Source organism: Pseudomonas piscis (genome assembly GCF_009380155.1).
Lineage (GTDB): Bacteria > Pseudomonadota > Gammaproteobacteria > Pseudomonadales > Pseudomonadaceae > Aquipseudomonas > Aquipseudomonas piscis.
In genome coordinates this window covers 263,071-275,435 of record NZ_WHUV01000005.1, presented here as the reverse complement: position 1 = coordinate 275,435, position 12,365 = coordinate 263,071, and the positions used below count along the sequence as shown (strand labels likewise).

The window sequence follows — 12,365 nt, the reverse complement described above, 5'->3', positions numbered from 1 at the left end:
GTTGAACATGAACGACGCTGTCGCCAGTCCCGCGTTGACCCACCTGGACGCCCAGGGCCGGGCCAACATGGTGGATGTCACTGCCAAGCCCGCCACTGACCGTGAGGCCCTGGCCGAGGCCTGGGTGCGGATGCACCCGGCCACCCTGCAATTGCTGGAGGACAACGGCCATCCCAAGGGCGACGTGTTCGCCGTGGCCCGGATCGCCGGGATCATGGCGGCGAAGAAGGCCCACGAGCTGATCCCCCTGTGCCACCCCTTGCTGCTCACCAGGGTCAGCGTCGAGCTCGCCGCGGCGCCGCCGGACCGGGTGCGAATCACCACCCGTTGCCGCCTCAACGGTGCCACCGGGGTCGAGCTGGAAGCGATGACCGCCGCCAGCGTCGCCGCCCTGACTGTCTACGACATGTGCAAGGCGGTGGATCGCGGCATGGTCATCGAGGGCGTGCGGCTACTGGAGAAGCACGGCGGCAAGTCCGGCTCATTCATCGCAGGAGAACAGCCATGATCCTCATCAACTACTTTGCCCGCTACCGCGAACAGCTGGGCAGCGGCGGCGAGAAGCTGGCGCTGCATGCCGAGCTGCGCACGGTCGGCGATGTGCGCCGGTTGCTCATGGCCCGGGACGAGAACTGGGCCCGGGTACTGGGGGAGAACAGCCTGATGTGCGCGCTGAACCAGGACCTGTGCAAGCTCGACGCGCCCATCGAGGACTTCGACGAGATCGCCTTCTTTCCGCAAGTGACGGGGGGCTGAGGCATGGGTGTCCAGGTCCAGCAACAGGCCTTCAGCCTCGATGCCTTGAATACCGCCCTGCAGGCTGGCGATCCGGCGGTGGGGGCGGTGGTGACCTTCGTCGGCTACGTCCGCGACCTGAACCTGGGGCAGGCGGTGCAGAGCCTGTTCCTCGAGCATTACCCGGGCATGACCGAGCGCTCCTTGCGAGGCATCGTGGCACAGGCCGAGCAGCGCTGGCCGCTGCTGCGGGTCGAGCTGGTGCATCGGGTCGGACTGCTGCGGGTTGGCGAGCCCATCGTCTTCGTCGGTGTGGCCAGCGCCCATCGCCAGGCCGCCTTCGAGGCCTGTGACTTCATCATGGATTACCTGAAGACCCGCGCGCCGTTCTGGAAGCGCGAAGTCACCGACAGCGGCGAACATTGGGTCGAAGGCCGTGCGAGCGACCAGCAGGCCGCCAGTCGCTGGTAGCAACCCTGATCACCTGCGGTAGATCTGGAACCGACTTTGGGTGGCGAGAGCGCTCGCTGCCGCCCGGCAGCGCAAGCCGTAAACCCGAATCCTCGCTATACCTGATCGAGCGCCTGCCCAAGCGGATGGCAAGGCTGCGCCTTGCAGTGCGAGCAACTTCTCGCGCCACGACAATGGCCAGCGATCACACCGGGCTGTAGATCCGTGGCGGGCTGCGGTGGGGGACGTGGATCAGGTTGAGGTGGTGCTTGTTGGCCCACTGCACGGTCAGGGCGGTGGGCGCCGAGAGGCTGACCAGGGTGCCCAGGCGTGCCCGCACGGCCTTGTGGATCAGCTCCAGGCTGCAGCGGCTGGTGACCACGGTAAAGCCCAGGCGCGTATCGATCCCGGCATGGAGCAGGGCGCCGATCAGCTTGTCCAGGGCGTTATGGCGGCCGATGTCTTCCTGGCACAGGCGCACCTCTCCCTGTTCATCGAAGTACAGCGCCGCATGCAGGGCGCCGCTGCTGCGACCCATGAGCTGGGCTTGCTCGATGCGCTCGCGCAGGCCCTGCAGGTGTTCCACCGGCGGCAGTGGCGTCGGTTCCAGCACCTGTAGCTGCGGCAGGGCCTGCTCCAGGGCCTCGACCCCGCACAAGCCGCAGCCGCTGGTCCCGGCCAGTTGCCGGCGATGGTCCTTGAGGGCCCAGAAGGCCCGGCTGGAAATCTGCACGTCGGCCTGGCAGGCCTGGGGGAAATGGCTCAGGCGGATGTCGTAGATCTCGTCCAGGCCGGTGACGATATCGTTGGTGATGCTGAAGCCACGGATGAAATCCTCCAGGTTGCCCGGAGACACCATCATCACTGCCTGGCTCAGGCCGTTGTAGGTGATGGCCAGGGCGGTCTCGGCGGCCAGGGGCGCGTGGGCCTCTTGCGGCGAGCCGTATTCGCGATAAGCCACGCTTTGCGGCGCCGGGGCCGGTGCGTTGGCCTCGGGCTGTTGATCCGCTTGTTCGATCCGGCAAACCATGCATCCACCTCTTGCTACTGGTGCGCCCGCAGGCGCGCTAAACGGTCATTCGCCCTTGATCGCGAACAGCTTGCGAGCTTCGGCGAAACACTTCTCGGCAATCGCCGAACGTGGTTCGGTCTTGCGCATCACCATGCCCAGGGGCGCCAGCACGCTGGCGTCGGGCAAGTTGATGAAGGCCAGGTTCTCGATCGGAGAATCCAGGCCGCTGTCCAGGGGCATGATCGAGCAGCAGAAGCCTTCGTGGATGGCCTGGAACAGCTGGTAGGTCGAATCGCTTTCCAGGATCGGCTGTGGGTTGAGGCCGCGGCTGCGGAAACTCAAGTCGATGGACTTGCGATAGTGCATGCCGGTGCTGAGCATGCCCAGCGGCAGTTCAGCGGCATCTTCCCAGCTCATCTCGTTGCCTTCGAAATGAAAGTGCCGGGTGTCGTACAGCAGGCCGACCCGGGTCTCGCCGATCTCGAAGAAGTCCAGGTAGTTGGGATTGACGTGGTCCAGGTAGCAGACCCCCAGGTCCAGCTGGTTGTTGCCGATCTCCTCGATGATGCGGTCGGAGCTTCCGGACGACAGGCTGAACTTGAGCTCGGGAAAACTCGCCGATAGCTTCTGCACGTAGCCGATGGGGTTGAAGCCGCTCAGGGGCACCAGGCCCAGGCGCAGGTTACCCACCAGTTGCCCGCGGCAGGCGGCGGCTTCGGCGAACAGCCCATCATGGGCGGCGAGCAGGGTCTTGGCCCAGGCCAGCACCCGTTCGCCGGCCTCGGTGAAACCCTCGAAACGCTGGCCCCGGGTCACCAGGATCAGGTCCAGCTCGTCCTCCAGGTTGCGCAGGCGCATGGACAAGGTCGGCTGGGTGATGTGGCAGCGCGCGGCAGCCTGGCCGAAGTGGCGGGTCTGTTCCAGCGCGATCAGAAACTTCAGTTGCTTGATGTCCACAATGGCACCTGTCGTGGGAGGGTCGTCGTCAGTATTAACGCAGAGGTTCAAGCTGTGGGAAGACCCGAAGATCGTCCCGGGCTGTTCCGCCAGCCTTCAGGCCGGGGAGCCGGGGGGCGTTTCAGACAGTAGTTCAGGGCTGTTGAAATTGCTCAGCCGGGGATCGTCGGCAGCACAGTGCAGGGGCGTCAGGCCCTGTACGCGCAGGGCCCGCAGCAGGCTGCGTTCGCCCTGGTCCCAGGCCTGGCGCAGATCGCCCAGCAGTCGCGTCGGCAACAGGCTGAACATGGGTTGCCATTGGCCGTCCTGCTGCACCATCACCGGTTGTTCGCCAGCGCAGCGGGCTTGCCACAGGGCCTCGATCAAGGCGCCATCGATGCATGGTGCATCGCAGGCCAGCACCAGCAGCCAGGGGTGCCGGGCCTGGGCCAGGCCGGCCAGGACACCGGCCAGCGGGCCGGGAAAATCCTGCTGGGCATCGGCCACCAACTGATCGGCGTAGGGCCGGTACTGCTCGGCGTTGCGGTTGCAGGAAATGATCAGGTCGTCGCTCAAGGGCCGCACCACGTCGTGCACATGGGCAATCAGCGGCCGGCCGCGCCAGGGCACCAGGCCCTTGTCCCGGCCGCCCATGCGCAATCCGCGGCCGCCTGCCAGCAGCAGGATCGAGCAGGGCAGGGGAGTGGCGATGGCAGGTCGGGTCGGGGTCATTGGTCACGGGCATGTCAGGTCGATGGCGGGCACGATCTCATTGTCTGTCCGCGACGTCCAATCGGAACATTCGAATGGCTGATCGATCAGGCTTATCAGGCCCTGGCACGGGCCTGGCGACGATAGAGCGGGTCGATAATCCGGTCAGCCAGAACGATTAGACAGCCGCGCTTTGCGGCCTTTAGCCTGGGTTCATGATTTTTATCTTGGCGGTCGGAGAGTGACATGAGCGTGAAGGCGGATGCGTTGTTTGTACCTTTGAATATTGCCGTGCTGACGGTCAGCGATACCCGGGAATATGCCACCGATACCTCCGGGCAGTTGCTGGTCAGCCGCTTGCTCGAAGCCGGGCATACCCTGAGCGAGCGCAACCTGCTCAAGGACGATCTGTACAAGATCCGTGCCCAGGTCGCGACCTGGATCGCCGACGAGCGCATCCAGGTGGTGCTGATCACCGGCGGCACCGGCTTCACCGGCCGCGACAGCACCCCGGAAGCCGTGGGCTGCCTGCTGGACAAGCGCATCGATGGTTTCGGCGAGTTGTTCCGCGCGATCTCGATCCTCGATATCGGCACCTCCACGGTGCAGAGCCGGGCCCTGGCCGGGCTGTCCAACGGCACCCTGGTGTGCTGCCTGCCGGGCTCCACCGGTGCTTGCCGGACCGCCTGGGAAGGCATCCTCGCCGAGCAGCTGGATGCCCGGCACCGGCCGTGCAACTTCGTCCCCCACCTCAAGCCGGTGCAGGCCTGCGAGTCCCGCGGATGAGCCAGGGCAAGCTGATGCCGGTAGAGGAGGCGCTGGCCAGCCTGCTGGCCATGGCCGATACCCGGCAACTGGACCAGAGCCAGGAGCTGGCCCTGGACGAGGCCCGGCAGCGGGTCCTGGCCTGCGACCTGGTGGCGACCCTGGATTTGCCGCCCTGGCCCAACAGCGCCATGGACGGCTACGCCCTGGACCTTGCCCACTGGGACGGCCAGCCACTGCTGGTAGCACAGACGGTGTTCGCCGGCCGGCCCGGTACGCCGTTGCAGCCGGGCACCTGCGCGCGGATCTTCACCGGCGCCCCGGTGCCCGCCGGCGCCGACTGCGTCGAGATGCAGGAAAACGTCGAGCTGCTGGATGATGGCCGGGTGCGTTTTACCCAGGCGCTCAAGCCGGGGCAGAACATCCGCCCCCAGGGCCAGGAGAACCGCGCCGGCCAGGTGTTGCTCGAGGCCGGCACGCGCCTTGGGCCCTTCGAGCTGGCGGTGGCCGCCGCCCAGGGCTGTACCCGGTTGCCGGTGGTGCGCAAGCCCCGGGTGGCGCTGCTGTCCACCGGTGACGAGCTGCTGGAGCCGGGCATGGCGCTGCGCGAAGGCTGCATCTACAACAGCAACCGCACCTTGCTCCGGCATTGGCTCGATGCCCTGGGCTGCGAGGTGATCGATGCCGGGATCCTGCCGGACCAGCCGCAGCAGACCCGGCTACGGCTCGAGCAACTGCAGCACGGGGCCGACCTGATCCTCACCACGGGCGGAGTGTCCGCGGGCGATGCCGACTGCCTGGGCCAGGTGCTGCGCGACAGTGGCCGGCCGCTGTTCTGGAAACTGGCGATCAAGCCTGGCAAACCGTTGACCGTGGGCTACTTCGGCCAGGTGCCGGTGATCGGCCTGCCGGGCAACCCGGCCTCGGCCCTGGTGACCTTCGGCCTGCTGGCCCGTGCCTACCTGCTGCGCATCCAGGGCATGGGCGAGGTCGAGCCTTTGGGCGTCATGGTGCCGGTGGCCTTCGACTGGGCCCGGGCCGGCAGTCGTCGAGAGTACCTGCGCGCGCGCCTGGAGCAGGGGCGCGCGGTGCTCTATCCGAACCAGAGCTCCGGGGTGCTGCTGGGTGCCTGCTGGGCCGATGGCCTGGTGGAGATCCCCGAAGGGCGGACCCTGCAGTCCGGGGATCTGGCGCGCTTCATTCCGTTCAGCGAGCTGTTCTAGATCTTCCAGTGCCGGGCGCTCTTGGCCAGGCGCTGGCGCATCTCGGCGAGGGTCGTCACCAACTGCCGGGTCAGCAGCCGGTAGCCATCCGGTGCCGAGTGCGCCGGTGCTTCCAGGGCATTGCCCGGGCTGGCCTCCAGGGGTTTTTCCAGGCGTTGGGTAATGCCTGACTGCAGGGCCCGGGCCATGCCCACCAGGTGCATGCGGATCTGCCGGTGCTCGGCCTTGAGGCCCAGTTGCATCTGCGCCATGGCCTGGCGGTCGCCAGCATCGGGGCGGGTATTGCCGAGGATCTCCAGGGTGCTGATGCACATGCGCAGGTTGCGCTGGATGGCGTCCAGCTCGGTCATGGAAATCCGCACTTCCTTGGACACCGAAGGCATCAGCGAGCGCAGTTGCAGCATGGCGCTGTTGACCCGCCCGAGCAGCCTCAGGTGCTCGTCGTCGGTCACCGATTGGCCCTTGATGATCCGTCCGTACAACTGCGCGCAGTCGCGCAGGGCGCCGGCCAGGTTGTAGCGCCAGGAGTACACCGCGTACAGCGGGATGGCGAAGGAAAACGCCAGGGCCAGGGCGATGCCGATCAGGATATCCACCGCCCGCCACAGGCCGTCGCTGACCTGGTTGTCGCCATGGCCGGCGACGATGAACACGGTGATCGCCGCCAGCAGCGCGGTGTAGCCGCCCTTGCCGATGGCGTGGTAGGAAAAATAACCGCAGACCGCCGACATGCCCAGGTAAGTCAGCCAGGGCTGGCCGAAGTACGCCTGCTGCACGATCAGCAACAGGCCGACCCCGGCGCCTACCAGGGTGCCGATCGCCCGTTCGGTGGCTTTCTTGCCGATATTACCGTGGTGCTGCAGGCCGCCGATCACCACCAGCATGGTCACCGAAGCCCATTCGCCGTGGGGCAGGTTCAGGCCGGTGGTCAGGAGGATCGTGGCGATCAGCCCGAGGACCACCCGCACCGCGTGGATCAGCCGCGCATGGCGATAGCGCCGGTACGGGTCGAGCACTGGCCGTAGCAGATGGCGCAGCCAGGAGGGCAGGCGTGTGCCCCGCAGGTGTTTGAACGGGCCCAGACCGGTTTCTCCTGTGGTGGGTGAAAGGCAGCGAGTGGGGGGAGCCTGCCAGGCAGGCCCCCGGGCCTTGCTAGAAAATGTAGTCGGTGGTCAGGAAGCTGGAGTCACGGTTGCGGATGATGTCGCTGATCAGCTCCTTGTTGCGCGCCTGGAACTTGGTGGCCACCAGGGTGCGGATCGAGAAGGTGCGCAGCGCGTCATGGACCGATAGCGTGCCCTCGGCGGAGTTCTTGCGCCCGTTGAAGGGGAAGGTGTCCGGGCCGCGCTGGCATTGGGCGTTGATATTGATCCGCCCCACCTGGTTGGCGAAGGCGTCCACCAGCTTGCCGATCTGCGCCGGGTCACTGCCGAACAGGCTCAGTTGCTGGCCGAAGTCCGACTCCAGCACGTAGTCGATCACCGTCTCCAGGTCGCGATAGGGCACGATGGGCACCACCGGGCCGAACTGCTCCTCGTGGTACACGCGCATCTGCGGGTTCACCGGGTACAGCACCGCCGGGTAGAAGAACGAGGCCCGGGACACGCCGCCATCGGGGTTCACCACCTGCGCGCCATGGGCCTGGGCATCGGCCACCAGGCCCTGCAGGTAGTCGACCTTGGTGTTCTCCGGCAGTGGGGTCAGGGCGACGCCGGGCTCCCAGGGCATGCCCGGCTTGAGGCTTTGCAGCTTGGCATTGAATTGCTCGATGAAGCGCTGCACCACCGCTTCGTGGACGAACAGGATCTTCAACGCGGTGCAGCGCTGGCCGTTGAACGACAAGGCGCCGGTCAGGGCTTCGCTGACGGCGTTGTCCAGGTCGGCATCGGGCAGCACGATCCCCGGGTTCTTCGCGTCCAGGCCCAGGGCCGCGCGCAGGCGGTGCGGCTTGGGGTGGAGTTTCTTCAGGTCGCTGGCGGCCTTGTTGGTGCCGATGAAGGCGAAGATGTCCACCTTGCCGCTGGCCATCAGGGCGCTGACGGTCTCGCGGCCGCTGCCGTAGATGACGTTGATCACCCCGGCCGGGAAGCTGTCGCGGAACGCCTCCAGCAATGGGCGGATCAGCAGCACGCCGAGCTTGGCCGGCTTGAACACCACGGTGTTGCCCATGATCAGCGCTGGGATCAGGGTGGTGAAGGTCTCGTTGAGCGGGTAGTTGTAGGGCCCCATGCACAAGGCCACGCCCAGGGGCACGCGGCGGATCTGGCCGAGGGTGTCCTGTTCCAGTTCGAAGCGGCTGGAACGCCGGTCCAGTTCCTTGAGCGCGCCGATGGTGTCGACGATGTAGTCGCAGGTGCGGTCGAATTCTTTCTCCGAATCCTTGAGGTTCTTGCCGATCTCCCACATCAACAGCTTGACCACCGCGGTGCGCTGCTCGCGCATGCGCGCCAGGAAGGCTTCCACATGCTGGATGCGCTCGGCCACGCGCATCGTAGGCCAGGCGCCCTGGCCCCGGTCGTAGGCGCGCACAGCGGCGTCCAGGGCCTGCAGTGCGGTGTCGGCATCCAGCAACGGGGTACTGCCGAGGATCACCTGCTGGTCGCCGTCGGCGCCTGTGAGGTAGATCGGGCTGCGGACCTGGGCCAGGGGGCCGTTCCAGATGCGCAGCTGGCCATCCACCAGGTAGTCGCGCTGCTCCACCGGGTCGGGCAGGCGATAAGCTTCGGGGATGTCGCTGGCGGCAGGAAACAGATTGCTGAGGACTTTGGCTGTGGTCATGACTCTACCCCGTGTTGGAAATGGCTCTGGCGCGGATGACGGGCGATTCGTCGTTCCTGGGTTTATCAGGCCGTTGAAAAACTACCTGCGTTGCCATCGCTGCGTTGAAAACAGTCTGGTGCGCCAGCCCGGTCAAAATGCTCATTTACCACGGGTGAACTGCGCTTTTTCGCCTGTTTTCGCCTTGCGCTGGCTGCCTCGCCTAGGTTTTTCAACGGTCTGTTATACGCCTGAACGGCCGGGTTCTTCAGCAGTTTCTGCGCTCGGCCGGCAGGCGGTCATGGTTCGAGATTAAACGTTTCAGCGAATGCCCGGCAACTGTTCTCGGCGGCCTGCGCCAAGCCTTGGCCTCAGGCTGTCCGAGCACAGGCCGGACGCTCTGGCCGGCTGTCCGGCCAAGTCCCCTTGGCTGGCCGCCAATGCCCTCAACCCGGGGACGCCGGTGCCTTAGTGTTGCCCTGTGAGGTGGGTCCCGTGGCCGGGATCGACCCTTTGCCCGGCTGCCCCGAGGACTGCCTATGCCTAGCGTCACCCTTGCGTTTTCCCCCCCGTTGCGGCGCTTGCTCGCCCCGGCCTGTCGCGGCGCCCTGGTACTGGCCCTGGGCTTGTCCCTGGGCGCTTGCGGCGATGCCGAGCCGCCGGCGCCCGGGCGCCTTGACGCGGCCCGCCAGAGCCCGGCCGACTCGGATCTGGCGCGGATCTACGACAGCAGTTGCAAGCTGTGCCATGCGAACCCGGCTTCCGGTGCGCCGCTGGCCGGCGATGCCAAGGCCTGGGCCCCGCGGCTGGCCCAGGGCGCCGATACCCTGCTGGACCACAGCATCAACGGTTACCAGGGCATGCCGCCCATGGGCCAGTGCATGCAGTGTTCCGAAGAGCAGTTCCTGGCGCTGATCAGCTTTATGTCCGGCCATTCATTCCAATAAAAATACAAGGTCACCTTCCATGGTCATGCACCTCTCTCGCCGTCGCCTGTTGCAAGGGGCCGGCGCCCTCGGCGCATTCACCGCGCTGTGCAGCAACCCGCTGATGGCCGAACTGGTCCGCGCCCCGCGGCTGATTCCCTGGCGCAACTGGTCCGGCGCGCAAAGCTGCCTGCCCGAGGCACGCCTGGCGCCCAAGGACCTGGACGAGCTGGTCCAGGTGATCCGCAAGGCCCCGGGCAAGATCCGCCCGGTGGGCTCGGGGCACTCCTTCAGCGCCCTGGTGCCCACTGACGGCACCTTGCTGTCCCTGGCCTATTTCAACGGCCTGCTGGAGCACGATCCCAAGACCCTGCAGGCGGAGTTCGCCGGCGGTACGCCGATGTCGCTCATGGGGCCGGCGCTCAAGGAGGTGGGGCAGGCCCTGTGGAACATGGCCGATATCGATTACCAGACCCTGGCCGGGGCGATTGCCACCTCGACCCATGGCACCGGGGTCGGCTTCGGTTCCTATTCGAGCCAGGTCTGCGGGTTGCAACTGGTGACCGCCGCTGGCCAGGTGCTGGACTGCGATCGCCAGCGTAACGCCGAGGTGTTCCATGCCGCGCGGGCGTCCCTGGGGGCGCTGGGGGTGACGACCCGGGTGCGCTTGCAGAACCGCGAGGCCTATCGCCTGCGGGAGAAGCAGTGGATCGCCAAGACCGACGAACTGCTGGAGGACATGGACCACCTGACCCGCAGCAACCAGCACTGGGAAATGCTCGTGGTCACCCATTCCGACTACGCCCTGGCGGTGGCGCTGAACGAAACCACGGACCCGGCCACCCCGCCTCGCGATCCGGCCGAGGAGGGCGGCAACGAGTTCGTCAGCCTGATCGAGAACCTGGACAAGTACGTCAGCGATTTTCCCGACACCCGGCGCCACCTGCTCAACAGCCTGCGCTGGCTGGCGAGCTTCGACGAACGGGTGGGCGATTCCTACCAGGTCTACGCCAACGTGCGCAGCGTGCGCTTCAACGAGATGGAGTACTCGGTGCCTGCGCACCTGGGGCCGGCCTGCCTGCGCGAGATCCTCGCGCTGATCCATGACAAAGACCTGCGCACCTGGTTTCCCATCGAGTACCGCTACGTCAAGGCCGACGACATTCCCCTGAGCATGTTCGAGGGTCGCGACAGTTGCTCGATCTCGGTGCACCAGCACTACAGCATGGACCACCACAACTTCTTCGCCGCGGTGGAGCCGATCTTCTGGAAGTACCAGGGGCGCCCACACTGGGGCAAGCACCACAGCCTCAACGCCCGCAACCTCCAGGCGCTGTACCCGCAATGGCAGGCTTTCGCCAAGGTGCGCCAGGAGCTGGACCCACGCGGCACATTCATCAACGCCCACCTGGCCTCGGTGCTGGGGGTGGCATGAAGCGGAGATCAGAACCATGAACCGTCGTCGTTTCATGGCCGGCACCCTGGGTGCCGGCGTCTTGTTGGCGGGTGTCGGCGCCTGGCTGCGGCCGGGCGAGCGGGGCGCGCCCTACGATGCCTATTTCGCCGGGCTCAATCGCGAGCTCAAGGCCAACGGGCCGATGCAGCCGGTGATGCTGATCGACCTCGATCGCCTGGACCACAACATCGACGTGGTCATGCAATCGGTGCAGCGCGGCGGCAAGCAACTGCGCCTGGTGGAGAAATCACTGCCGTCGCCCGGGCTGCTGGCCTATATCGCCCAGCGTGCCGGGACCCGGCGCTTGATGTCGTTCCACCAGCCGTTCCTCAACCACGATGCCCAGGTCTTCGCCGACGCCGACATCCTCCTGGGCAAGCCGCTGCCGGTGCGCGCCGCCGAATTGTTCTACCAGCAGCACCAGGGCCCGTTCGATCCGGCCCGGCAACTGCAATGGCTGCTGGATACTCCCGAACGCCTGCAGCAATACCTGGCGCTGGCCCAGGGCCTGGGCACCAGGATGCGCATCAATATCGAGCTGGATGTGGGCCTGCACCGTGGCGGGGTGGCGGACAACGCGGCCCTGGGGCGGATGCTGGCGTTGATCGCCGCTCACCCGCAGCACCTGGAATTCGCCGGGTTCATGGGGTACGACCCGTTCGTCGACATGGGCGTGCCGGGGATTCTCGGCTCGCCGGAAAGTCTGTTCGCCAAGGTCATGGCGATCTACACAGGCTTCGTCGATTTCACTCGCCAGCAGTATCCGGCGCTATGGCACGCGGGCCTGACCCTGAACACTGCCGGTAGCCCCAGCTATCGGCGGCACGAGCAGGAATCCCTGAGCACCGAGGTCTCGGTGGGCACGGCGATGCTCAAACCCAGCCATTACGACCTGCCATCCCTGGAGCAGCACCAGCCGGCGGCGTTCATCGCCACCCCGGTGCTCAAGAGCACCGGGCCGGTGCGGATCCCGGCCCTGGATGACAAGTCACGGCTGTTGTCCTGGTGGGACAGTAACCAGCGCGAGACCTTCTTCATCTACGGCGGGCACTGGCTGGCGGATTTCGAATCGCCAGCGGGGTTGCAGAGCAACGGCCTGTTCGGTCGCAGCTCCAACCAGGAAATGGTCAATGGCTCAAGCTCCGTGGGCCTGGCGGTGGACGACCATATCTTCCTGCGCCCGCACCAGAGCGAAGCGGTGCTGCTGCAGTTCGGCGACCTGCTGGCCCTGCGCGGCGGGCGCATCGTCGAGCGCTGGCCGGTCTACGCCTGACCCCCATGGCGCGGCTACACAAAGCCTGTAGCCGCTATCGAGCCACGGCGAGGCTGCGCCAAGGTCCGCAGGACCTTCAGCGATGCCAAGACCGCCGTGGCCCTGCGGGCCATGCGCAGCC

Annotated in this window: 13 protein-coding genes; 8 read left to right on the top strand and 5 right to left on the bottom strand. The window is 66.4% G+C overall.

Going from position 1 to position 12,365, the window contains the following annotated elements:
* Positions 1 to 7 precede the first annotated feature (7 nt).
* Genes moaC through moaE form a run of 3 tightly spaced genes read left to right on the top strand, consistent with a single transcriptional unit; the run spans position 8 to position 1,206 of the window.
* Positions 8 to 508 carry a cyclic pyranopterin monophosphate synthase MoaC gene (gene moaC, locus GDH07_RS25975; RefSeq protein WP_053131262.1) on the top strand — a complete coding sequence of 167 codons (501 nt, stop codon included), beginning with the start codon at positions 8 to 10 and terminating at the stop codon, positions 506 to 508.
* Entirely contained in the window at positions 505 to 756 is a 252-nt protein-coding gene (locus GDH07_RS25970) for a MoaD/ThiS family protein (protein ID WP_022639465.1), read from the top strand. The genes moaC and GDH07_RS25970 overlap by 4 nt, the downstream gene beginning before the upstream one ends.
* 3 nt (positions 757 to 759) lie before the next feature.
* The gene (gene moaE, locus GDH07_RS25965; RefSeq protein ID WP_053131259.1) at positions 760 to 1,206 is read left to right on the top strand and encodes a molybdopterin synthase catalytic subunit MoaE; all 447 of its coding nucleotides are present in this window, start codon (positions 760 to 762) and stop codon (positions 1,204 to 1,206) included.
* Positions 1,207 to 1,390: 184 nt separating this feature from the next.
* Here moaE and fdhD read toward each other — a convergent pair whose 3' ends face one another.
* The 3 genes from fdhD to mobA form a co-directional block, all read right to left on the bottom strand.
* Positions 1,391 to 2,215, bottom strand: coding sequence for a formate dehydrogenase accessory sulfurtransferase FdhD (gene fdhD, locus GDH07_RS25960; protein ID WP_053131256.1), 825 nt, complete (start codon positions 2,213 to 2,215; stop codon positions 1,391 to 1,393).
* Positions 2,216 to 2,260: 45 nt separating this feature from the next.
* Complete coding sequence (locus GDH07_RS25955; protein WP_022639462.1) at positions 2,261 to 3,154, bottom strand: LysR family transcriptional regulator; 894 nt, start codon at positions 3,152 to 3,154, stop codon at positions 2,261 to 2,263.
* A 96-nt stretch (positions 3,155 to 3,250) separates the two neighbouring features.
* Positions 3,251 to 3,865, bottom strand: a complete 615-nt coding sequence (gene mobA / locus GDH07_RS25950) for a molybdenum cofactor guanylyltransferase MobA (RefSeq protein ID WP_152899342.1) — start codon at positions 3,863 to 3,865, stop codon at positions 3,251 to 3,253.
* A gap of 225 nt (positions 3,866 to 4,090) precedes the next feature.
* Between mobA and moaB the strand changes: the two genes are divergently transcribed.
* Entirely contained in the window at positions 4,091 to 4,630 is a 540-nt protein-coding gene (moaB, locus tag GDH07_RS25945; protein WP_022639460.1) for a molybdenum cofactor biosynthesis protein B, read from the top strand.
* Positions 4,627 to 5,832 (top strand): molybdopterin molybdotransferase MoeA, encoded by a 1,206-nt coding sequence (locus GDH07_RS25940; protein WP_152899341.1) that lies wholly within the window; start codon positions 4,627 to 4,629, stop codon positions 5,830 to 5,832. The genes moaB and GDH07_RS25940 overlap by 4 nt, the downstream gene beginning before the upstream one ends.
* Here GDH07_RS25940 and GDH07_RS25935 read toward each other — a convergent pair.
* Positions 5,829 to 6,869: an FUSC family protein gene (locus GDH07_RS25935; protein ID WP_031320073.1), complete on the bottom strand. Its 1,041-nt coding sequence runs from the start codon at positions 6,867 to 6,869 to the stop codon at positions 5,829 to 5,831. The two genes, GDH07_RS25940 and GDH07_RS25935, sit on opposite strands and share 4 nt — an antisense overlap.
* A gap of 115 nt (positions 6,870 to 6,984) precedes the next feature.
* Entirely contained in the window at positions 6,985 to 8,610 is a 1,626-nt protein-coding gene (locus tag GDH07_RS25930; protein ID WP_053131239.1) for an NADP-dependent glyceraldehyde-3-phosphate dehydrogenase, read from the bottom strand.
* A 518-nt stretch (positions 8,611 to 9,128) separates the two neighbouring features.
* Between GDH07_RS25930 and GDH07_RS25925 the strand changes: the two genes are divergently transcribed.
* The 3 genes from GDH07_RS25925 (at position 9,129) to GDH07_RS25915 (ending at position 12,244) form a co-directional block, all read left to right on the top strand.
* On the top strand, positions 9,129 to 9,536 hold the full coding sequence (locus tag GDH07_RS25925; protein ID WP_152899340.1) for a c-type cytochrome: 408 nt from the start codon (positions 9,129 to 9,131) through the stop codon (positions 9,534 to 9,536).
* 103 nt (positions 9,537 to 9,639) lie between these two features.
* Positions 9,640 to 10,950 carry a D-arabinono-1,4-lactone oxidase gene (locus tag GDH07_RS25920; protein ID WP_371263423.1) on the top strand — a complete coding sequence of 437 codons (1,311 nt, stop codon included), beginning with the start codon at positions 9,640 to 9,642 and terminating at the stop codon, positions 10,948 to 10,950.
* 85 nt (positions 10,951 to 11,035) lie between these two features.
* The gene (locus GDH07_RS25915) at positions 11,036 to 12,244 is read left to right on the top strand and encodes a DSD1 family PLP-dependent enzyme (protein ID WP_178124127.1); all 1,209 of its coding nucleotides are present in this window, start codon (positions 11,036 to 11,038) and stop codon (positions 12,242 to 12,244) included.
* Positions 12,245 to 12,365 lie beyond the last annotated feature (121 nt).

Bases quoted from the DNA above. Each gene is read 5' to 3' on its own strand.
- moaE (WP_053131259.1), top strand. From the start codon at position 760: ATGGGTGTCCAGGTCCAGCAACAGGCCTTCAGCCTCGATGCCTTGAAT.
- GDH07_RS25970 (WP_022639465.1), top strand. From the start codon at position 505: ATGATCCTCATCAACTACTTTGCCCGCTACCGCGAACAGCTGGGCAGC.
- GDH07_RS25930 (WP_053131239.1), bottom strand. From the start codon at position 8,610: ATGACCACAGCCAAAGTCCTCAGCAATCTGTTTCCTGCCGCCAGCGAC.
- moaB (WP_022639460.1), top strand. From the start codon at position 4,091: ATGAGCGTGAAGGCGGATGCGTTGTTTGTACCTTTGAATATTGCCGTG.
- GDH07_RS25940 (WP_152899341.1), top strand. From the start codon at position 4,627: ATGAGCCAGGGCAAGCTGATGCCGGTAGAGGAGGCGCTGGCCAGCCTG.
- GDH07_RS25920 (WP_371263423.1), top strand. From the start codon at position 9,640: ATGGCCGAACTGGTCCGCGCCCCGCGGCTGATTCCCTGGCGCAACTGG.
- fdhD (WP_053131256.1), bottom strand. From the start codon at position 2,215: ATGGTTTGCCGGATCGAACAAGCGGATCAACAGCCCGAGGCCAACGCA.
- moaC (WP_053131262.1), top strand. From the start codon at position 8: ATGAACGACGCTGTCGCCAGTCCCGCGTTGACCCACCTGGACGCCCAG.
- GDH07_RS25925 (WP_152899340.1), top strand. From the start codon at position 9,129: ATGCCTAGCGTCACCCTTGCGTTTTCCCCCCCGTTGCGGCGCTTGCTC.
- mobA (WP_152899342.1), bottom strand. From the start codon at position 3,865: ATGACCCCGACCCGACCTGCCATCGCCACTCCCCTGCCCTGCTCGATC.